The following is a 20,479-nucleotide window of genomic DNA, read 5'->3' on the forward strand; positions in this document are numbered from 1 at the left end:
AGATGGGCCTGATCTCGGAGGTGCTGCTGCTGCCGCTCGCACCGGTGCGCGGCGGCGCCTGGGCCATCCGACAGGTACTCCAGGAGGCCGAGCGGATCTACTACGACCCGGCCACCGTGCGGGCCGAACTGGCCCGCTTGGAGCAGCAGTTGGAGGCCGGAGAGATCACGGAGGAGGAATTCGACGTCCAGGAGGACGAACTCCTGGACCGGCTGGAAGTCGCTTCGCGCAACGGCGCGGGAACGGGCAACGGGACGACACCATGAATCGAGTGGGACTGGGCCTCGCGGTAGGGGCCGGCTATTTGCTCGGACGCACGAAGAAACTGAAATTCGCGGTCGCCGTGGGCACCATGGTGGCGGGCAAGAAGCTGAACCTGACCCCGCAGGGGATCGCGAAAATGGTCTCCGGCCAACTGCAGAACAACCCGCAGTTCAAGGAGATAGGCGACCAGCTCCGTCAGGACATGAGCGGAGTCGGCAAGGCGGCGACCGGCGCCCTGGTCGAGCGCCAGATCAACGCGTTCGCCGACCGCCTCCACGGCCGTACCGCCCAGGTCCAGGACCAGCTCTCGGGTGTGGTCTCCAAGGTCCCGGGCGCCGGCCGGGGGCGGAAGGACGACGAGGAGTACGACGACCACGACGACGAGGAGTACGACGAGCGCGACGCGCGCGACGACCGGGAGGACGAGGAGCCCGAACGGCGGCCCCGCCCGCGTGGCCGCCGGCCGGCCGAGGCCGACGACTCCGAGGACTCCGGGGAGCGGGAGCCCGCCAGGAAGGCGCCCGTGAGGAAGGCGGCGGTCAAGAAGACCGCCGAACGCAAGGCCCCCGTCAAGAAGACGGCGGCCAAGAGGACGCAGTCGGCGCGGAAGACCGCCCAGGGCGCCGCTCGCGGACTGCCGAAGGGCGGCGGTGAACGATGACCGAGACCGTGGGGTCAGCGGCCAAGGCGGCCGGCGGGGCGGCGAAGAGCAACCCCCTCTCCGACCTGGCACGCAGTGAGGCCGCCGACCGTCTCAAGGCCGAGGTGCAGACGTACCTCGCCGCCCAGGCCCAGCGCATGCTGGTCGGGGTCGGGCACAAGCTCGGCGAGACCACCGGCAAACTGAACGACATCGCGGACGGCAACAGCCCCGGCTTCGCCAAGCTCGCCCTGGAGGGCGGCCGCAAGATCGCCGAGGGCAAGGGCCCGATGCGCACCGCGCTGGAACTGGGCGCCGGCCGCATGAAGGACAAGGTGGTCGGCGCGTTCAAGGGGCTCGGCGGAAAGGGCAAGGGCAAGGGCGGCGGGAAGAAGCCGACCGTCATCCTGGAGTACGTCGACGTCGGCGTGCCGCTGCGCACGGCCTACGACCAGTGGACGCAGTACCAGGACTTCAGCACCTTCGCCAAGGGCGTCAAGAGCGCGAACCGCGCCGACGACACCACCTCCGACTGGCAGCTCAAGGTCTTCTGGTCCAACCGGAGCTGGAAGGCGAAGACCACCGAGCAGCTCCCCGACGACCGGATCTCCTGGAGCTCCGAGGGCGCCAAGGGCACCACCAAGGGCGTCGTCTCCTTCCACGAGCTGGCCCCCCGGCTCACCCGCGTCCTGCTGGTGATCGAGTACTACCCCAAGGGCCTGTTCGAGAAGACCGGCAACATCTGGCGCGCCCAGGGCCGCCGGGCCCGGCTCGACCTGAAGAACTACGTCCGCTTCATCACGCTCAAGGGCGAGGCCTCCGACAGTTGGCGCGGTGAGATCCGCGACGGCGAGGTGGTGCGCACCCACGAGGACGCGATCGAGGAGGAGGAGCGCGAGCAGGCGGAGCTGGAGGAGCGGGAGGGCCGCGACGGCGACGGCGAGGACTCCGGCGAGCCGGACGACCTGCACGAGGACGCCGAGGACGCCGAGAACCTCGAAGACGACGCGGACGACGCGGAGTACGAGGCCGAGGAGGACGAGGACGCCCCGTACGCCGAGGACGAGGAGTACGAGGAGGCCGAGCCGGACGAGGACGCCGAGCCGGACGAGGAGCCCGAGGCCGAGTACGAGGAGTACGACGAGGAGGCAGAGGAGGAGGGCAAGCCGGGCGAGGACGCCGACGCGCACCGCGCGGACGACAAGGACGACGAGTACGCGGAGCAGGGGAGCCGTCGATGACCACTCCCAGCCGACTGCCCGACCCCTATGGCCAGGGACAGAGCGCCAATCTCGCCGACATTCTGGAGCGGGTGCTCGACAAGGGTGTCGTCATCGCCGGTGACATCCGCATCAACCTGCTCGACATCGAGCTGCTGACCATCAAGCTGCGGCTCATCGTCGCCTCTGTCGACAAGGCCAAGGAAATGGGCATCGACTGGTGGGAGAGCGACCCCGCGCTCTCCTCGAACGCCCGGCACAAGGAGCTCGCGCGGGAGAACGAGGAACTGCGCGAGCGCCTCGCCGAGCTGGAGCGGGGCCGCGAGCCGCTGGAAGAGGGCCGGGCACCGCTGGAGCGGGGCCGCGAGCGCGGGCGGGAGGCGACATGACCGGTCTGCGGTACGTGTACGCCGTCTGCCGCCCCTTCGACGCGGCCCTGCAGTCCCAGCTCACCGGTGTGGCGGGCGATCCGCCCCGGGTGCTGCGCCACCGCGGGCTGGTCGCCGTCGTCAGTCATGTGCCCGAGGCGGACTTCGCCGAGGAGCCGCTGCGGTCCCATCTGGAGGACCTGGACTGGCTGTCGGCGACCGCCCGCGCCCACCAGCAGGTGATCGACGCGCTCACCGCGGTCACCACGCCGTTGCCGCTCCGGATGGCCACGGTCTTCCGGGACGACAGCGGCGTCCGCGTGATGATGGAGGAGCGCGAGGAGGCGTTCCTGCGCACGCTCGACCGGCTGCACGACCGGGTGGAGTGGGGGGTCAAGGTCTACGTCGAGACCGACCCCGCCGCCGGGGAGGGAACCGGGAACGGGACCGGCGGGGCCGCGGCGGCGCCGGCCGACCGGCCCGCCTCGGGCCGGGACTACCTGCGCCGCAGGAGCATGCGGACGCGGGCGAGCGAGGACGTCTGGCGGCGGGCCGAGGACTTCGCCGGCCGACTGCACGGGACGCTGTCCGCGCACGCCGACGACTCCCGGCTGCACCAGCCGCAGAACCCCGCGCTCTCCGGCGCCTCGGGGCGCAACGTCCTCAACGCGGCCTATCTGGTGCCGCGGCACCTCTCCGAGGAATTCGTCGAATCGGTGGACCGTACGAAGGACGACGTGCCGGGAATCCGCGTGGAACTCACCGGACCCTGGGCGGCCTATTCCTTCGCGGACGGCGGCGGCGCGGACGAGCGCGGCGCGGGGGAGGGGTCGTGACCGTCGTCGAACGCCGGGAGATCGCCCTGGTGGACCTGCTCGACCGGCTGCTGGCCGGCGGGGTCGTCATCACCGGGGACATCACGCTGCGCATCGCGGACGTGGACCTGGTCCGCATCGACCTCAACGCGCTGATCAGCTCGGTCAACGAGAACGTCCCGTCGCCGTGGGGGGACTGACGTGAGCGAACGCCGAGGACGTATCGAGTTCGAGCCCGACACCGTCGAGCGGGACCTGATCAAGCTGGTCCTGACCGTGGTGGAGCTGCTCCGCCAGCTCATGGAGCGCCAGGCGCTGCGCCGCTTCGACCAGGGCGACCTCAGCGAGGAGCAGGAGGAGCGCGTCGGGCTCACCCTGATGCTGCTGGAGGAGCGCATGACCGAACTGCGCGAGCGCTACGGCCTGAAGCCCGAGGACCTCAACCTGGACCTCGGACCGCTCGGCCCCCTGCTGCCCAGGGACTGACCCGCGCACACCCACCGGCCTCGCAGCACGGGGGTTTCATGAGACCCGCGGGTCTCATGAAACCCCCGTGCTGCGGTGTGTCCCCCACTGGAGCCCCCGAAGCCGGGGTTCAGACTTCCTTGCGGCACAGGATCTCTCCGTGCAGCACACTGAACCAGCCCTCCGGGCGCTCTCCCCATTCCCGCCAGGCCGCGGCGACGGCCCGCAGCTCCGCCTCGGTGGCGTGGCCGCCCGCCACGGCCCGTGCGGCGTACTCGGACGCCACCGTGCGCTCCGCCCACAGGCCGCTCCACCACGCCCGTTCCTCGCCGGTGCTGAACGTCCAGGTGCTCGATGTCGCGGTGACGTCCGCGAAGCCCGCTTCCAGGGCCCACGCCTTCAGCCGGCGCCCGGCGTCCGGTTCGCCGCCGTTGCCGCGGGCCACCCTGCCGTACAGCTCCAGCCAGTCGGTCATGCCCGCGCTCGCCGGGAACCAGGTCATGGCGCCGTAGTCGGAGTCCCGGACGGCGACGAACCCGTTCGGTCTCGTCACCCGCCGCATCTCACGCAGCGCCCGCACCGGGTCGCCCACGTGCTGGAGCACCTGGTGGGCGTGGACCACGCAGAAGGTGTCGTCCGGGTACTCCAGGGCGTGGACGTCCGCGACGGCGAAGTCGATGTTGGTGACACCGCGCCCGGCGGCCGTCGCGCGGGCCCGGTCGAGGATCTCCGGGGCCCGGTCGACGCCGGTGACGTGCCCGTCCGGGACCAGCGCCGCCAGATCGGCGGTGATGGTGCCCGGACCGCAGCCGATGTCCAGGATCCTCATGTGGGGCTTGAGCGAGCCGAGCAGATACCCGGCCGAGTTGGCGGCCGTGCGCCAGGTGTGCGAGCGGAGCACGGACTCGTGGTGCCCGTGCGTGTAGACGGCGGTCTCCTGCGACCTCGACATCGCTGATCCCCTCTCCGAAGGCTGGGATCACCGTACGCGCGCGTGCCGAATGCTGAGACCCCCATATCACCATGCGGTATGACGGCCCGTCAGTCGTGGGTGCGGGCGGCCGGCAGCGGCCGGTACACCGTGAGCGCCTCGGGCAGCTTCTCCAGGGTCAGGTCACCGTCGGTCTCCGCGATCTCGCCGTCGAAGGCCAGCAGCGTGCCGGGCGCGACCCCGGTCAGGCGCAGCCGGCTCACCTGCACGGCCGCGTGGGCGGGGGAGCGGGTCAGCGGCCCGGCGAACGCGGCGGACAGCAGCCGCAGCGCCGGCCGCCGTCCCCCGTGCACCACCCGCACGTCCAGCCGGCCGTCCGCCATGTCCTGCCGGCGGCCCGGCGTCAGCCCCATGCGGTGGTACATCCCGTTGCCCGCGAACAGCAGCCACAGCGGGCGGTTGCGGCCGCCCACCTCCGCCTGGAGGGGGTGCCGGTCGGCCCGCAGCACCCGCACGACCGCGAGCAGCCCGGCCGGCCAGCCGCCGATCCGGGGCGACCAGCGCTCCCGCTCCCGCACCAGCTCCGGGTAGACGCCGAGGCTGAAGGTGTTGAGGAAGATCCCGCCGCGCGCTCCGGAGGTGAACCGGCCCACGTCCACCCGGACCCCCTCGCCCTGCTCCAGCGCCCGGCACAGCGCCCGGACGTCCTCCACGCCCAGGTCGTAGGCGAAGTGGTTGAGGGTGCCGCCCGGCAGCACCGCGAGCGGCAGCCCGTGGCGCAGGGCGATCTCGGCCCCCGCGTTCACCGTGCCGTCCCCGCCGCACACCCCCAGCACCCGGGCCCGGCCCGCCGCCTTCTCCAGCTCCTCGCGCACGTCCGCCGGCTCGCACTCGACGACCTCGGCCCGGGGCAGCGCGTCGCACAGCGCCCGCACCCGGTCGGAGGTGCCCGAGGCGATGTTGGCCACCATGACCAGCCCCTCGCCCCCGTCGAGCGCCGGGACCTCGGCGACCGGCCGCGGCGGCGGGGTCGCCTGGGCGCGGGTGGGCACCAGCCCCCGTACGGCGAAGGCGGCCCCCGCCCCGAGGGCCGCGCCGGCCACCACGTCGCTCGGGAAGTGGACACCGGTGTAGACCCGGGAGAGGACGACCGCGGCGGCCACCGGGGCCACGGCCGCGCCCCAGCCGGGGGACTCCAGGGCGACCCCGGTGGCGAAGGCGGCGGCCGAGGCGGCGTGCCCGGACGGGAAGGAGGTGGTGATCGGCTGCCGCTTGAGCTGCCGCACCAGCGGCACCGGGTCCAGGACGGGCCGGGGCCGGCGCACCGAGCGCTTGCCGAGGGTGTTGATGGCCAGCGAGGCCAGGCCGAGCGAGGCGATGCCCCGGGCGGCGGCCCGGCGGGCCCGCGGCGTGCGGGAGGCGGCCACCGCGGTGGCCGCGGCGAACCAGAGCACGCCGTGGTTGGCGCTGCGGCTCAGCCGGGGCAGGACCCGGTCGCCGCCGGGCCAGTGCCGGGTGGCGACCGCCTCGAACAGGCGGTGGTCCAGCCGCAGGAAACCGTCGCGGAAGGAGTGCGGGCCGGGGACCGGAAGGGCGGTGAAGTCAACGTCGGGACTCATGCCTCCCCATTACCCTGCGCACGCCCTTTCCTGCCCGGTGCCGCGCCACGACCGGCCCGCCGCGCCGGTCGCCGGGTGAATGGGTTTGCCCGCGGCTGACGGCCGCCCGCACAATCGGCTCCATGGGCCACCTCGAAGCAGCGCACCTGGAGTACCACCTGCCCGACGGGAGGACGCTCCTCGGCGACGTCTCCTTCCGGGTGGGGGAGGGCGCCGTCGTCGCCCTCGTCGGACCGAACGGAGCCGGCAAGACCACCCTGCTGCGCATCCTCTCCGGCGAGCTGAAGCCGCACGAGGGCGGTGTCACCGTCAGCGGCGGCCTCGGGGTGATGCGGCAGTTCGTCGGCGCGGTGCGCGACGAGACGACCGTCCGGGACCTGCTGGTCTCCGTCGCCCCGCCCCGCATCCGGGAGGCCGCCCGCGCGGTGGACACCGCCGAGCACGCCCTGCTGACCGTGGACGACGAGGCCGCCCAGCTCGGGTACGCGCAGGCGCTCGCCGACTGGGCGGAGGCCCGCGGGTACGAGGCCGAGACGCTGTGGGACATGTGCACCACGGCCGCGCTGGGGATGCCGTACGAGAAGGCGCAGTGGCGGCTGGTGCGCACCCTGTCCGGCGGTGAGCAGAAGCGGCTGGTGCTGGAGGCGCTGCTGCGCGGCACCGACGAGGTGCTGCTCCTCGACGAACCCGACAACTATCTCGACGTGCCCGGCAAGCGCTGGCTGGAGGCGCGGCTCGCCGACACCCGCAAGACCGTCCTCTTCGTCTCCCACGACCGGGAACTGCTCGCCCGCGCCGCCGAGAAGATCGTCTCCCTGGAACCGGGCCCGGCCGGCGCCGACGCCTGGGTGCACGGCGGCGGTTTCGGCACCTACCACGAGGCCCGGCGCGAGCGCTTCGCCCGCTTCGAGGAACTGCGCCGCCGCTGGGACGAGAAGCACGCCCAGCTCAAGAAGCTGGTGCTGTCGCTGCGTCAGGCCGCCTCCGTCAGCCATGAGATGGCCTCCCGCTACCATGCCGCGCAGACCCGGCTGCGCAAGTTCGAGGAGGCCGGGCCGCCGCCCGAGCCGCCCCGCGAGCAGGACATCCGGATGCGGCTCAAGGGCGGCCGCACCGGCGTGCGCGCCGTCACCTGCGAGAAACTCGAACTGACCGGCCTGATGCGACCCTTCGACCTGGAGGTCTTCTACGGCGAACGGGTCGCCGTCCTCGGCTCCAACGGCTCGGGCAAGTCGCACTTCCTGCGCCTGCTGGCCGGCGACGACGTCGCCCACACCGGACGGTGGAAGCTCGGGGCGCGGGTCGTGCCGGGGCACTTCGCCCAGACCCACGCCCACCCCGAGCTGCTCGGCCGCACCCTCCTGGACATCCTCTGGCAGGAGCACTCCCAGGACCGGGGCGCCGCCATGTCCCGACTGCGCCGCTACGAACTGACCGGCCAGGCCGAACAGACCTTCGACCGGCTCTCCGGCGGCCAGCAGGCCCGTTTCCAGATCCTCCTGCTCGAACTGCAGGGCGTCACCGCCCTGCTCCTCGACGAGCCCACCGACAACCTCGACCTGGAGTCCGCCGAGGCGCTGCAGGAGGGCCTGGAGTCCTTCGACGGCACCGTACTGGCGGTCACCCACGACCGCTGGTTCTCCCGCTCCTTCGACCGCTACCTGGTCTTCGGCAGCGACGGACGCGTCCGTGAGACGCCGGAGCCGGTGTGGGACGAGCGGCGGGTCGAGCGCGCCCGCTGACCCTGTGGCGGTTGCCCCGGGGCGGGTACCCGGACGGCATGAACCCTCACGACACACGGGACGGCGCCATGACCGGAGTGGACCCGGGTCGCCTGGACGACCAGCAGCTCATGAAAGAGCTGGAGACCATCCACCGCACGCGCCACGACACCCTGCTGTACGGCTCGAACGACGCGCTGCGCGCCCACAACGACCGCATGGCGGGCCTGGAGGGCGAGTGGCTGCGCCGCAACCCCAGCCGCCCCGTGGCCGCCGGCCGCACCCGCGAGGGCGCCAGGGAACGCCGCAGCGGAGAGCCGGCGACGCCCGACGCCTGAGGGGCCCGCGGCTGACCGGCCCGCGCCTGACGGGCCCGCGGCTGACCGGCCCGCGCCTGACGGGCCCGCGGCTGACCGGCCCCTGGGCGCGGCACGGGCCGACCGGTCGTGCGGGCCGGGTTTCAGCCCGCGGCCTTGTCGTACTCCGCGAACTTCGCGAGGAAGGTCTCGCAGAACGCCTTCAGGTCGTCCGGCTCACGGCTGGTGACCAGCGTGCTCGCGCCGTGGTCGCAGACCTGCACCCGCTCGTCGACCCAGGTGCCGCCCGCGTTGCGGATGTCGGTGCGCAGACTCGGCCACGAGGTCAGCGTCCGGCCCCGGACGACGTCCGCCTCGATCAGCGTCCACGGGGCGTGGCAGATCGCCGCCACCGGGCGCCCCTGGGTGAAGAACTCCCGTACGAAGGCGACCGCCTTCTCGTCGGTGCGCAGGAAGTCCGGGTTGGCGACGCCGCCCGGCAGCACCAGGCCGCCGAACGAGTCGGCCGAGACCTCACCGACCACCTCGTCCACGGGAAATGTGTCCGCCTTGTCCAGGTGGTCGAACGCCTGGATCTCGCCGGACCGCGTCGACACGAGCACGGGCTCGTGGCCCGCGTCCTTCGCGGCCTGCCAGGGCTCGGTCAGCTCGACCTGTTCGACGCCTTCGGGGGCGGTCAGAAATGCGATGCGCATGGGTCGTGTCCTCCTCGCGGCGTGTTCCCCCTCCACATCCTTCGGGGGTGGCCACCGCGTACCCGGCGTGTGCTGCCCGAATCCGGGGTCACTTCTTCTCCCGCCCCGGCAGGAACTCCTGCACCTTCGCCTTGAAGCCCTGCCGGACCATCGCCGCCCGGTCCGCGTCGCCCTTCAGGACCGCGGTCGCCGTCGCCTCGATCTGGTCCCAGGTGGCGTGCGGCGGGACCGGCGGCACGGCCGGGTCGGTGCGGAAGTCGAGCACCGCGGGGCCGTCGGCCGCCAGCGCGGTCCGCCAGGCCGCCTCCACCTCCTCCGGCTGCTCCACCCGCACCCCGGTCAGCCCCAGCGACCGGGCGAAGTCGGCGTAGCGGACGTCGGGCAGCTCCTGGGAGGGCAGGAAGGACGGGGCACCCTCCATGGCCCGCATCTCCCAGGTGACCTGGTTGAGGTCCTGGTTGTTGAAGACCGCCACCACCAGCCGCGGGTCCTCCCACCGGTCGCGGTACTTCGCCGCCGTGATCAGCTCCGACAACCCGTTCATCTGCATCGCGCCGTCCCCGACCAGGGCGACGACGGGCCGGTCCGGGTGGGCGAACTTCGCGCCGATCGCGTACGGCACCGCGCAGCCCATCGTGGCCAGCGTGCCGGAGAGCGACCCGCGCATGCCGTCCCGCATGGTCAGGTGCCGGGCGTACCAGTTCGCCGTGGAACCCGAGTCGGAGGTCACGACGGCGTTGTCCGGCAGCAGCGCGTCCAGCGTCCGGGTCACGTACTCGGGGTTGACCGGGTCGGCCGGCACGGCCGCCCGCCGCTCCAGCACGTCCCGCCAGTGCCGGACGTTGTCGCACACCGTGTCGTACCACTCGCGGCCGCGGCCCGCCTCGATCAGCGGGATCAGCCGCTCCAGGGTGGCCTTCGCGTCGCCGACGAGATTCACCTCGTACGGGTAGCGCAGCCCCACCATGTGCGGGTCGACGTCGATCTGCACGGCCCGCGCCTTCCCGTACTCCGGCAGGAACTGGGAGTACGGGAAGGAGGAACCGATGGTCAGCAGGGTGTCGCAGTCCCGCATCAGCTCGTAGGAGGGGCGGGTGCCGAGCAGGCCGATGGAGCCGGTGACGTACGGCAGCTCGTCGCTGAGGACGTCCTTGCCGAGCAGCGCCTTGGCCACACCCGCGCCGAGCAGCCCGGCGAGCCGCTCCACCTCGGGGCGGGCGCCGGCCGCGCCCTGCCCGACCAGGATCGCCACCTTGTCGCCGGAGTTCAGGATCTCCGCGGCCCGCCGCACCGACTCCTCGGACGGCACGGTCGTCCAGGAACCGCGGCCCAGGCTGGAGGGCACCATCTTGAACTCGTGGGTCGGCGCCGAGTACTCCAGCTCCTGCACATCGCCCGGGATGATCACCGCGGTCGGGCAGCGGCGGGCACAGGCGGTGCGGATCGCGCGGTCCAGCACGTTCGGGAGCTGTTCGGGGACGTTCACCGTCTCCAGGAACTCCGAGGCCACGTCCTTGAACAGGCTGTGCAGGTCCACCTCCTGCTGGTAGGAGCCGCCCATCGCGCTGCGGTGCGTCTGTCCGATGATCGCCAGCACCGGCACATGGTCGAGCTTGGCGTCGTAGAGCCCGTTGAGCAGATGGATCGCGCCGGGCCCCGAGGTGGCCGCGCAGACGCCGAGCCGGCCGCTGAACTTGGCGTAGCCGACCGCCTGGAGGGCCGACATCTCCTCGTGCCGGGACTGCACGAAACGCGGCTGGTCGTCGGCGCGGCCCCAGGCGGCGAGCAGTCCGTTGATGCCGTCCCCGGGGTAGCCGAAGACCTGGTCCACCCCCCACTCGCGCAGTCGCTGCAGGACGTGGTCGGAAACGGTGGCGCTCATGTACGGACCTCCCGGGCCTCGAAGGGCGTCGTGCGGCGTGGTGCCGGCGGCGGCAGCGGTACGAGTGCCCCGCGCCCCGCCGGAGAACCCGCCCGGATGTTTGCGGAGGTCCTCGCGGGGCAGGCGGTAAGACAGTGCTTCGGACCGGAGGCACTGTCCGTGGGAGCGGCGGCGGGCCGCACGCGGCGCGTCCGTCCGGCACCCCGGACACGCTCCCACGGTGACCGCCCGACCCCCCACGGGCCGTGCCGTCACACCGGCGCCCGCCCAGCGCCTTCGGCCGCACCCCGAGGCCCGCCGTCTCCCAGGCGGCGCGGGCCCCGGCTGCCTCGCACCGGTCATCGGCCGTGTTCACGGCCGCCCGGACGAGCCGCCGTGCCGGCCTGACGGCAGGACCCCGCACTCCGAGGAGTGGCGCCTCCCATGCCGACCACAGTCAGCGCGAACCACGTCCACCACGACGCCCCCGACACCACCGACGCCTTCCGGGAACTCGCCGCCCTGCCCCCCGGGCCGCGGCGCGACGCCCTGCGGGACCGGGTCGTCGAGGCGTGGCTGCCCATGGCCGAACGGCTCGCGGGACGTTTCCGCAGCCGCGGCGAGAGCTACGAGGACCTGCGCCAGGTCGCCGCCCTCGGCCTGGTCAAGGCCGTCGACCGGTACGACCCCGCGCGCGGCCACGCCTTCGAGAGCTACGCCGTGCCGACCATCACCGGGGAGATCAAGCGGCACTTCCGCGACCACATGTGGACCCTGCACGTGCCGCGCCGGGTCCAGGAACTGCGCAACCGGGTCCGCCGGGCCGGACAGGAACTGTCCCGGACCACCTCCGGCCGCCCCGGCGTCGCCGAGATCGCCGCCCACGCCGACCTCAGCGAGGAGGAGGTCCGGGCGGGCATGGAGGCACTGGAGAGCTTCACCGCCCTCTCCCTGGACGCCGAGCTTCCCGGCAGCGAGGACAGTTACTCGCTCGGCGACGCGCTCGGCGCGCCCGACCCGGCCCTGGACACCGTCGTGGACCGGGAGGCCGTCAGGGACCGGCTGGCCGCCCTCCCGGAACGCGAACGCGCCATCCTCTACATGCGCTTCTTCGACGACATGACGCAGAGCCGCATCGCCGAGCGGCTCGGCATCTCCCAGATGCACGTCTCCCGCCTGATCAGCCGGAGCTGCGACCGGGTCCGCACCCAGGTCATGCGGGACCCGGCGGGCTGAGGCACCCGGGGGACGGCGGGCCGAAACCTGGCGTGTCACCCGGCCGGGCGCGCCGGTCCCCCGAACGGCTCAGGGCCGCGCGCGCGGCGGCGCCGGGCGGGCTGTGATGGCCGAGGGGCCGCGAGTGCCCGGCCCCAGCCGCCGGCCGAAGGAGCCCGCCCCATGCGCCGCACCGCCCGCCCCGTCCGTTCCGTGCGCCGTGCCACCCGTGCCCTGTCCGCCGTAGCGCTCGCCGGTGCCGTTCTGGGCCTGGGCGCCGCACCCGGCTTCGCGGAACCGGGCGTACCCCCGGAACCACCCGGGCCGGCCGTCCCCGAGGAGTTCCCCGACGGCGGAGAGCGGCCCGCTCCCGAGGAGTTCTCCGACGCCGGGGAACGGCCCGCTCCCGAGGAGTTCTCCGGCGCCGACGAGTTCCCCGCCCCCGGGAAGTTGCCCGGCCCCCGGGAGCGCCCCGCCCACGGGCAGCCGGCCGCCGAGGTGAGTCCCGCCACCGTCGCCCCGGGGGCCACCGTCACCGTCTCCGTCTCCTGCCCGGCCGGGGGCCGTCCCGCGCCGGGCGCCCTCGAAGCCGTCTCGCAGGCGTTCGAGGACGGCGCCGTCGAACTGCGCAAGGTCCCCGGCGGCGACGACCGGGCGGCCGGCCCCGCCTATCGCGGCACCGCCCGGATCGCCTCGGCGGAGAGCTTCGAGGAGGACCCGGACGCCGTGGGCCCCGACGCCGCCTGGACCGTCGACGGCGACTGCCCCGGTGCGCCCGGCGGCGAGGGCCGGCCCTGGAGCGCGACGATCACGGTGACCGAGGCGGGTGGCGGCAAACGCTGCCCCGAACCCGCGCGGCCGGGCGGCCACTGCACCCCTGAGCCGCCCTGCCCGGAGCCGGACCGCCCGGCCGGCCCCTGCACCAGCCGGCCGCCCTGCCCCGAACCGGTGCCGCACGGCGAGCCCTGCGAGCGGCCGCCGGCCGCCCACGGGGTGCACGCGGGCCAGGGCGGCACCTTCACCGACTCCGTGCCCGCCCTGGTCGCCGGCGGTCTCCTGATCGCGGGCTCGTTCGGCGCGGCGGGCCACCGCCTGCGGCTGCGCCTGCGCGACGGCGCCGGGGACCGCTGAGGCGCGGCGCCCCGCCCGATGCCCGCCGTCCCCGTCCCGGCCGCCGTGACCGACGTGATCCCCCGCGGGGGCCATGACGGGGCCGTGCGCTGGGTACGCAGAGCACGACCGGTGAAGCCGGGCGGGCGGCACGGGACCACGGACAGCGCGGAGGTACGGATGCGGCGGACGCCCCTCGAAGGCCACGGACCGGTCCGCTACGGGCCCGGGCTCCCCGGTGACGGCCTACCCGTCCCCCCGGAACTCAGCGCCGTGCTCGCCGCCGCCGCGGACCGCGCCGACGAGGACCCCGTCGGCGGCGCCCCCGCCCTGCTCGACGCGGCCTGCGGCTACTGGGAGCGGCGCGGCCTGCCCACCGAGCCCAGCCGGGTGGCCGCCGCCCCCGGCACGCCCCCGCTGCTGCTCGCGCTGACCGCCGCGCTCGGCGGTGACGTCCTCGTCCCGCGCCCCTGCGTCGCCTGGTGGGCGCCGTACGCGCGGCTGCTGGGCAGACGCGTCTTCCACGTGCCCACCCCCGCCGACTGCGGCGGCGTGCCCGATCCGTACGCCCTCCTGGAGACCGTCCGCCGGGTCCGCGCCGAGGGCGGTGACCCGCGCCTGCTGGTGCTCTCGGTCGCCGACGACCCCACCGCCACCGTCGCCCCGCCCGAACTTCTCTACGAGACCGTGGAGGCCGCCGCCCGCGTGGGCCTGCACCTCGTCAGCGACGAGACCTGGCGGGACACCGTCCACGACCCGCGCGAGAGCGTGCTGATCGGCCCCGCCGAGATGCTGCCCGAGCACGTCAGCGTCGTCACCGACCTGGCCGGCGCGCACCTCCCGGCCTGCTGGCCGGCCGCCGTCGCCCGCTTCCCCGCGACGGCCGCCGCGGACACCCTCCACGCGCGCGTGCTCGACGTGCTCACCGCGCTCGGCGCCCGCGTCGCCGCCCCGGTGACGGCCGCCGCCGCGTACGCCCTGACCGAACCCGCCCCGCTCCTGGCCCACCGCGCGGCCGTCGTACGCCTCCACGCGCGGGTGGCCGCCGAGGTGCACGCCGCCGTCGTCGGCGCGGGCGCGCTGGCCCTGCCCCCGCGCGCGGGCCGCCACCTGTACGCCGACCTCGGTCCGCTGCGCGACGCGCTCGCCGCGCGGGGCGTCGGCGACGCCCAGGAACTGGAGGAGTACCTGACCGCGCGCCTGGGCCTGCCCGCCCCCGGCGGCCACCGCTTCGGCGACGACCTCGCGGCACCGCGCGTGCGCCTGTCCACCGGCTCCCTGCTGACCGCCGCGGCCGACGCCCTGCAGTCGGTGCTCGACGAACTCCGTGATGCCCAGCGAGGGGAGTCTCCCCGATGACGCAGCAGTCCGAGCCGGCCACCGGCGCGCCCGCCGAGAACGCGCGGGTCCCGGCGGCTCCGTCCCCCGGGGCGCCCTTCCCGCCGCTCGCCGAGCCCCGCCCGCTGGCCGAGCGCCGGGTGTGGCCGCGCACCTTCCACGACCGGCTGACCGCGCCGCTGCCCGGTCTGAAGGCCACCGCCCGGTTCGCCCGGGAGGGCGCGATCAGGCCCGGCCCCGAAGGGCTCGCCGACATCCCCCGGCTGCCGTTCGCGCCGGGCCCGCCGCCCCGCGTGGACACCCGCACGGTCGCCGTCACCTGGGCCGGGCACGCCAGTTGGGTGGTGCGCGTCGGCGGCCTCACCGTGCTCACCGACCCGGTGTGGTCCCGCCGCATCATCGGCACCCCGGCCCGCGTCACCCCCGTCGGCGTCCCCTGGGACGAACTGCCGCCCGTCGACGCGGTCGTCATCAGCCACAACCACTACGACCACCTGGACGCGCCGACGCTGCGCCGACTGCCCCGCGACACCCCGGTGTTCGTGCCGGCCGGGCTCGGCCGCTGGTTTCGCCGCCGCAAGTTCACCCGGGTCACCGAGCTGGACTGGTGGGAGGCGGCGCGGCTGGAAGGCGTCCGCTTCGACTTCGTACCGGCGCACCACTGGTCCAAGCGCAGCCTCACCGACACCTGCCGCACCCTGTGGGGCGGCTGGGTCCTCACCGACCCCGACGGGCAGCGGGTCTACTTCGCCGGCGACACCGGCTACGGCCACTGGTTCGCCCGGATAGGCCGCCGCTACCCCGGCATCGACCTCGCGCTGCTCCCCATCGGCGCCTACGACCCGCGCTGGTGGCTGAGCGACGTCCACTGCGACCCGGAGGAGGCGGTCCGCGCCTGCCAGGACCTCGGGGCGCGCCGGATGGCGCCCATGCACTGGGGCACCTTCGTGCTGTCCGCCGAACCGGTCCTCGAACCCCTCACCCGGGTCCGCGCCGCCTGGCGGCGGGCGGGCCTGCCCCGCGAGGACCTGTGGGACCTGCCGGTGGGGGCCTCACGGACCCTGGACTGACCGGCGGACCCCGTACGGTTCACGCCTTCTGCGGCCGCCACACCCGCTTCCACACGCTCGGCGCCGCGCTGACCAGCACCGTCAGCGCGATCGCCGCGGCCACGCCCTGCCACGGCTCCGGGAAGAGCGAGCCGCCCATGATCCCGATGAGCTGGTACGTCAGCGTCCAGGCCAGGCAGGCCGGCAGGTTGCCGCGGACGAAGCGGCGCAGCGGCCACTCGGCCAGCAGACAGGCCAGCATCACCGGTATCCGGCCCGCCGGCACCAGCCGGGACAGCACCAGCACCGCGACACCGTGCTCGGCCAGCTTCCCCTGCGCCTGCTCCAGCCGGTCCTCGGGGGCGCGCGAGCGGATCGCCTCCAGCCAGCGCGACCCGTTCTTCGACGTCATCCCGCGCCGCCCCAGCCAGTACAGGGCGACGTCCCCGAGGAAGGCCGCGAGCGACGCCGTCAGGAACACGAACCCCAGCGACATCGCCGTCTGGTGGAAGGCCACCACGGCGGCCGAACTGACCAGCACCCCGGTCGGCACCACCGGGACCAGTGCCCCGATCAGCACCAGCAGGAACAGCGACGGATAGCCCAGCGCCTGCTGGGTCGCCGCGGCCGGGAGGACCGTGGGGACGGCCGCGAGCCAGGTCGCGGGGGCGGATGCGAGCCACGTCACCGGGCGGCCTCCAGACGCGCGCTCTCCCCGTGCCGGAGCGCGTGCACCGTCACCTCCGGCGCGTGCAGCGCGGCAAGGCGCGCGAACTCCTCACCGGGGGCGTGGAATTCGTGGGGGCGCACGGCGTCCATCCCGTACGGCCAGTACGTGCCGTAGTGCACCGGTACGGCGGTGCGCGGCGCCAGCAGGGCCAGGGCCCGGGCCGCCCGGCCCGGGTCCATGTGCCCCTCACCGAGGTGCGGCCCCCAGCCGCCGACCGGCAGCAGCGCCGCGTCGACCGGCCCGACCTCCTTCGCCATGTCGTCGAAGAGCGCGGTGTCCCCGGCGAAGTACGTCCGGGCCTCGCCCTCGATCACATAGCCGAGGGCGGGGCAGCGCTGCGGGCCGAGCGGCAGCCGCCGCCCGTCGTGCAGGGCCGGCACCACCCGGATCCGCACCGCCCCGACCTGCCGTTCGTCGCCGGCCGCCACCTCGGTCAGGTCCAGGTGCGCCAGCCGGCGCAGCCCCGGTACCGCCCGTGGTGCGCCCCGGGGCACGAACAGGGGCGTGCCCGGCGCGAGTCGCGCCAGGGACGGCAGGTGCAGGTGGTCGGCGTGCAGATGGGAGACGAGCGCCACGTCCGCCCGCCAGGCGTCGGGCGGCGGCGGGGCGCCGCGTCGGCGGCGCAGATGCGCGAACCGACGCGCGAACAAGGGATCGGTGAGCACACGTATGTTCGAATCCTCGACCGTGCAGGTGGCATGACCCCACCAGGTGACCTCCGCCGGCACCTCTTCGCCTCCTTCGCGCGACTCCCCGAAGACTACGTGCAGGAGTAGGGTCGGCGACGAAAACCGGAGGTGAGGGGGACGCCATGGGACCGGTACGGGTGACGGCGATCGCGAGTCTGACGCCGCTGGAGGAGCTGGACTCCGATCCCTTCCTGGTGGACTCCCGCAGCCAGCACGCGATGTGCGCGCGGTGGGCCGCCGAACACGGCTATGTGGTGACCCGGGAACTGCTGGTCAGCGGATTACGGCCGGACCACGACGTGCTGTGGGACGGCGTCCGGCCGGGCAGCGACGTGTTCGTGGCCCCCAGCCACCGGGTGCTGCTGAGCGCGCTCGCCTCCGTGGAGGAGTTCACCGCGGAGTGCGCGCGGCGCGGGGTCCGGGTCGAGACGGCCGGCCACGCGGAGCCGGCCTACGACGCCGAGATGAAGGCGTGCGTGCACCGCCGCCTCTCGATGCCCACGGCGGGCTACGACGGCCGCTGAGCGCGGCCGCGCCCGGAGCGGCCTCCCGCTGCTCAAGGGCCCGGGGAAGTGCTCCCCGGGCGTTGTGGCAGGGTGAGGGGACCCGCGCACAGGGCGGGCCGGAACGTGAGGTGTGGGCGAAGTGGACGCAGGGCGCTGGCGGCGGATCGCCAGTCAGATCGGCCGGAGCGTCGCGGTGTGGGCGGTGTCCACCGTCACCATGCTCGTGCTCGCCGGCCTCCTGCCGGACTTCCAGCTCCAGTCGACCGACGGGGACAGCGCCACCGACATCGCCGCCACCGCAGCCTTCGGCGCCGGCGTCTTCGGCCTGCTGTCCGCGCTGGTCTGGCCGCTGCTGGTCCGCCTGCTGCTGCTGGTGCCCGCGCTCGTCCTCGGACTGCTCGTGTTCTTCCTCAACGGCGGACTGCTGCTCGTCGCCCTCCGGCTCAACCCCGAGCCGCACGGCGCCGCCGCCCCCGAGACCGCGGTCGTGGTCGCCGCCGTGATGTCCGCCGTGGCCTCCGCCACCGGCGCCGCCCTCGCGGTACGCGACGACGACGCCTACCGGCGCCGCCTCTACCGCCTCGCCGACCGCCGCCGCAGATCGGGACCGGCCTGCCCGTCCGGACCCGGCACCGTCTTCCTGCAGTTGGACGGCGTCGGCCACGACGTGCTCACCGCCGCCGTCGCCCAGGGCCTGATGCCCACCGTCGCCCGCTGGCTGGACGGCGCCGCCGGCCGGCCCGGCACCCACCGGCTGACCCCCTGGCGCACCGACTGGTCCAGCCAGACCGGCGCCAGCCAGCTCGGCATCCTGCACGGCAGCAACTACGACATCCCCGCCTTCCGCTGGTACGAGAAGGAGCGCGGGGAGGTCATGGTCTGCAACCGGCCGACCAGCGCCGCCGAACTGGAGCGCCGGGCGGTGGAGTACACCGGCGACGGCGGGCTGCTCACCGCGGACGGGGCCAGCCGCGGCAATCTGTTCGGCGGCGGCGCCGACGAACAGGCCCTGGTCCTGTCCATCGCCGCCCGCCGGCGCAGCCGGGAGACCCGGTCCCGCTCCGGGTACTTCGCCTACTTCTGCGACCCGGCCAACGCGGTCCGCACCGCCCTGTCCTTCGTCGCCGAGGTCGGCCGGGAGATCGGCCAGTCCGCCCGCTCCCGCAAGCACCGCCCCCGCGTCTCCCGCGGCGGCCTCTACCCGCTGGTGCGGGCCTTCGCCACCGTCGTGGAACGGGACGTCGTGGTCGCCGCCGTGGTGGGCGACATGCTCGCCGGACGCACCGCCGTCTACGCCGACCTCGTGGCCTACGACGAGGTCGCACACCACTCCGGGCCGCTCGGCCGGGACGCGGGCAAGGTCCTCCAGCGCCTGGACCGCTCCCTCGCCCTGATCGAGAAGGCCGCCGAGCACGCCCCCCGCCAGTACCGGATCGTCGTGCTCTCCGACCACGGCCAGAGCCCCGGTGAAACCTTCCGCGCCCGCTACGGCCTCACCCTCGCCGACCTGGTCCGGGCCGGCTGCGGACTGGCCGTGCCGCGCCGCGCGCAGCGCACCCACAGCGGCGCCGAGGCCCGCAACACCGTCCGCGCGGCCCTGCGCCGCCCGGTCGAGGAGAGCGCCGGGCAGTACCGCCCCGAGCCCGGCGCCGAACCGATCGTGCTGGCCTCCGGCAACCTCGGCCTGATCTCCTTCCCCGACGTCGGCCACCGGATGAGCCGCGAGGAGATCGACGCCCGCCACCCCGCGCTGCTCACCACCCTCGCCAACCACCCCGGCGTCGGCTTCCTGCTGGTGCGCAGCGAGAAGCACGCCGACGACGAGCACGACGGGCTGGTGCTGGGCGCGCGCGGCGCGGAGATACCCCTGGACCGCCTGGCCGAGAACCCCGGCCCGCTCGCCGTCTTCGGGCCCGGCGCCGCCGACGCCGTGCGCCGCACCCACTCCTTCCCGCACACCGCCGACATCATGGTCAACTCCTCCCTCGACCCGGCCGACGGCGAGGTCCTCGCCTTCGAGGAGCAGATCGGCTCGCACGGCGGCCTCGGCGGCGCCCAGTCGAAGGCGTTCCTGCTCTCCCCGGCCGCCCTGTCCGCGCCGGTCGCGGAAGGAGCGGAACTCGTCGGCGCCGAACAGATCCACCGGGTGCTGCGCCGCTGGCTGCAGGAGTCCAACGGCCCCCAGGTACCGCTGGAGAACCCCCGCCACGAGGTGTACGAGGGCGTGCCGTTCACGGTCGCCGACGAGGTCGTACCGGACAAAAGCGCCTGAGGCGGAGCACCGCGGCGCCGGGTCCCGTCCACCGTCGCCGCCGGAACGGGTGGCCGCTGGCCGCTGTTCCGCGTGGGCTGCCCCGGAGTGTGATCGGATGGGTCCGGGAAACCCGAACCGACCCGCACGACTCACACCGAGCAAGCCGGGGCACCAACCCCGGCACCCGAAAGGAATCGTCGTGGCAACCACGCGCTCCGCACACACCGTCTGGGAAGGCGACCTGCTCCAAGGCAACGGCGTCGTCACCTTCGACTCGTCGGGCATCGGCGAGCAGCCGGTGTCCTGGCCGTCCCGCGCCGAGCAGGCGAACGGGAAGACCAGCCCCGAGGAGCTGATCGCCGCCGCCCACTCCAGTTGCTTCTCCATGGCGCTCTCCAACGGCCTGGCGAAGGCCGGCACCCCGCCCACCAAACTCGTGACCTCCGCCGACGTCACCTTCCAGCCGGGTGAGGGCATCACCGGCATCCACCTCACCGTGGAGGGCACCGTCGCGGGCCTGGACGCCGACGGCTTCACCGCCGCCGCCGAGGACGCCAAGAAGAACTGCCCGGTCAGCCAGGCCCTGACCGGCACGACCATCACGCTGTCGGCGAAGCTCGCCTGACCCGCCGCGGGCGCCGCGCGGACCGCCCCGGCGGACACCCGCGCGGC

Annotated in this window: 22 protein-coding genes; 16 read left to right on the top strand and 6 right to left on the bottom strand. The window is 74.3% G+C overall.

All coding sequences use genetic code 11. The annotated features are described in order from the left end of the window. Positions 1-2: 2 nt before the first annotated feature. From ABEB00_RS03740 to ABEB00_RS03770, 7 genes are read left to right on the top strand one after another with little or no spacing between them, the layout of a single operon-like run. The gene (locus ABEB00_RS03740; RefSeq protein WP_345617398.1) at positions 3-266 is read left to right on the top strand and encodes a gas vesicle protein GvpG; all 264 of its coding nucleotides are present in this window, start codon (positions 3-5) and stop codon (positions 264-266) included. Then, a complete protein-coding gene (locus ABEB00_RS03745) occupies positions 263-925 on the top strand; it encodes a DNA primase (protein ID WP_345617399.1) in 663 nt (220 codons plus the stop codon). Before ABEB00_RS03740 ends, ABEB00_RS03745 begins: the two co-directional genes overlap by 4 nt. Next, positions 922-2,145 carry an SRPBCC family protein gene (locus tag ABEB00_RS03750; protein ID WP_345617400.1) on the top strand — a complete coding sequence of 408 codons (1,224 nt, stop codon included), beginning with the start codon at positions 922-924 and terminating at the stop codon, positions 2,143-2,145. Before ABEB00_RS03745 ends, ABEB00_RS03750 begins: the two co-directional genes overlap by 4 nt. Beyond that, positions 2,142-2,513 carry a gas vesicle protein gene (locus ABEB00_RS03755; protein WP_345617401.1) on the top strand — a complete coding sequence of 124 codons (372 nt, stop codon included), beginning with the start codon at positions 2,142-2,144 and terminating at the stop codon, positions 2,511-2,513. Before ABEB00_RS03750 ends, ABEB00_RS03755 begins: the two co-directional genes overlap by 4 nt. Then, entirely contained in the window at positions 2,510-3,328 is an 819-nt protein-coding gene (locus tag ABEB00_RS03760; RefSeq protein ID WP_345617403.1) for a GvpL/GvpF family gas vesicle protein, read from the top strand. The genes ABEB00_RS03755 and ABEB00_RS03760 overlap by 4 nt, the downstream gene beginning before the upstream one ends. After that, entirely contained in the window at positions 3,325-3,507 is a 183-nt protein-coding gene (locus ABEB00_RS03765; protein WP_345617404.1) for a gas vesicle protein, read from the top strand. The genes ABEB00_RS03760 and ABEB00_RS03765 overlap by 4 nt, the downstream gene beginning before the upstream one ends. 1 nt (position 3,508) lies before the next feature. Further along, complete coding sequence (locus tag ABEB00_RS03770; RefSeq protein WP_345617405.1) at positions 3,509-3,793, top strand: gas vesicle protein K; 285 nt, start codon at positions 3,509-3,511, stop codon at positions 3,791-3,793. A 109-nt stretch (positions 3,794-3,902) separates the two neighbouring features. On the opposite strand, the gene ABEB00_RS03775 is transcribed toward ABEB00_RS03770, so the two are convergent. Beyond that, positions 3,903-4,724: a class I SAM-dependent methyltransferase gene (locus ABEB00_RS03775; protein ID WP_345617406.1), complete on the bottom strand. Its 822-nt coding sequence runs from the start codon at positions 4,722-4,724 to the stop codon at positions 3,903-3,905. Between the two features lie 89 nt (positions 4,725-4,813). Next, entirely contained in the window at positions 4,814-6,322 is a 1,509-nt protein-coding gene (locus ABEB00_RS03780) for a bifunctional phosphatase PAP2/diacylglycerol kinase family protein (protein WP_345617407.1), read from the bottom strand. A 122-nt stretch (positions 6,323-6,444) separates the two neighbouring features. Between ABEB00_RS03780 and ABEB00_RS03785 the strand changes: the two genes are divergently transcribed. Together ABEB00_RS03785 and ABEB00_RS03790 are read left to right on the top strand one after the other, a co-directional pair. After that, positions 6,445-8,064, top strand: coding sequence for an ABC-F family ATP-binding cassette domain-containing protein (locus tag ABEB00_RS03785; protein ID WP_345617408.1), 1,620 nt, complete (start codon positions 6,445-6,447; stop codon positions 8,062-8,064). Between the two features lie 38 nt (positions 8,065-8,102). Continuing rightward, positions 8,103-8,381: a DUF6158 family protein gene (locus ABEB00_RS03790; protein ID WP_345617409.1), complete on the top strand. Its 279-nt coding sequence runs from the start codon at positions 8,103-8,105 to the stop codon at positions 8,379-8,381. Positions 8,382-8,503: 122 nt separating this feature from the next. Here the strand turns inward: ABEB00_RS03790 and ABEB00_RS03795 are convergent, their stop codons facing one another. Further along, entirely contained in the window at positions 8,504-9,055 is a 552-nt protein-coding gene (locus ABEB00_RS03795) for a type 1 glutamine amidotransferase domain-containing protein (protein WP_345617410.1), read from the bottom strand. 88 nt (positions 9,056-9,143) lie between these two features. After that, positions 9,144-10,937 carry a thiamine pyrophosphate-requiring protein gene (locus tag ABEB00_RS03800; protein WP_345617411.1) on the bottom strand — a complete coding sequence of 598 codons (1,794 nt, stop codon included), beginning with the start codon at positions 10,935-10,937 and terminating at the stop codon, positions 9,144-9,146. A 423-nt stretch (positions 10,938-11,360) separates the two neighbouring features. Here ABEB00_RS03800 and ABEB00_RS03805 point away from each other — a divergent pair, with 423 nt between their 5' ends. From ABEB00_RS03805 to ABEB00_RS03820, 4 genes are all read left to right on the top strand, one after another. Further along, entirely contained in the window at positions 11,361-12,152 is a 792-nt protein-coding gene (locus ABEB00_RS03805; RefSeq protein ID WP_345617412.1) for an RNA polymerase sigma factor SigF, read from the top strand. A 162-nt stretch (positions 12,153-12,314) separates the two neighbouring features. Continuing rightward, on the top strand, positions 12,315-13,262 hold the full coding sequence (locus ABEB00_RS03810; RefSeq protein WP_345617413.1) for a hypothetical protein: 948 nt from the start codon (positions 12,315-12,317) through the stop codon (positions 13,260-13,262). A 159-nt stretch (positions 13,263-13,421) separates the two neighbouring features. Beyond that, positions 13,422-14,600, top strand: a complete 1,179-nt coding sequence (locus ABEB00_RS03815; protein WP_345617414.1) for an aminotransferase class I/II-fold pyridoxal phosphate-dependent enzyme — start codon at positions 13,422-13,424, stop codon at positions 14,598-14,600. Further along, the gene (locus tag ABEB00_RS03820; RefSeq protein ID WP_345617415.1) at positions 14,597-15,649 is read left to right on the top strand and encodes an MBL fold metallo-hydrolase; all 1,053 of its coding nucleotides are present in this window, start codon (positions 14,597-14,599) and stop codon (positions 15,647-15,649) included. Before ABEB00_RS03815 ends, ABEB00_RS03820 begins: the two co-directional genes overlap by 4 nt. A 19-nt stretch (positions 15,650-15,668) precedes the next feature. On the opposite strand, the gene ABEB00_RS03825 is transcribed toward ABEB00_RS03820, so the two are convergent. Together ABEB00_RS03825 and ABEB00_RS03830 are read right to left on the bottom strand one after the other, a co-directional pair. Beyond that, complete coding sequence (locus ABEB00_RS03825) at positions 15,669-16,316, bottom strand: DedA family protein (protein ID WP_425586425.1); 648 nt, start codon at positions 16,314-16,316, stop codon at positions 15,669-15,671. Beyond that, positions 16,313-17,086 carry an MBL fold metallo-hydrolase gene (locus ABEB00_RS03830; RefSeq protein ID WP_345617416.1) on the bottom strand — a complete coding sequence of 258 codons (774 nt, stop codon included), beginning with the start codon at positions 17,084-17,086 and terminating at the stop codon, positions 16,313-16,315. The genes ABEB00_RS03825 and ABEB00_RS03830 overlap by 4 nt, the downstream gene beginning before the upstream one ends. 83 nt (positions 17,087-17,169) lie before the next feature. Here ABEB00_RS03830 and ABEB00_RS03835 point away from each other — a divergent pair, with 83 nt between their 5' ends. The 3 genes from ABEB00_RS03835 to ABEB00_RS03845 all read left to right on the top strand — a co-directional run bounded on the left by ABEB00_RS03835 (position 17,170) and on the right by ABEB00_RS03845 (position 20,432). Then, entirely contained in the window at positions 17,170-17,571 is a 402-nt protein-coding gene (locus ABEB00_RS03835; RefSeq protein ID WP_345617417.1) for a hypothetical protein, read from the top strand. 121 nt (positions 17,572-17,692) lie between these two features. Beyond that, positions 17,693-19,825: a phage holin family protein gene (locus ABEB00_RS03840; protein WP_345617418.1), complete on the top strand. Its 2,133-nt coding sequence runs from the start codon at positions 17,693-17,695 to the stop codon at positions 19,823-19,825. Positions 19,826-20,006: 181 nt separating this feature from the next. Beyond that, positions 20,007-20,432 carry an OsmC family protein gene (locus ABEB00_RS03845; protein ID WP_345617419.1) on the top strand — a complete coding sequence of 142 codons (426 nt, stop codon included), beginning with the start codon at positions 20,007-20,009 and terminating at the stop codon, positions 20,430-20,432. The last annotated feature ends 47 nt before the right edge of the window (positions 20,433-20,479 follow it).

It is taken from the genome of Streptomyces ziwulingensis, assembly GCF_039542605.1.
Classification (GTDB): Bacteria; Actinomycetota; Actinomycetes; order Streptomycetales; family Streptomycetaceae; genus Streptomyces; species Streptomyces ziwulingensis.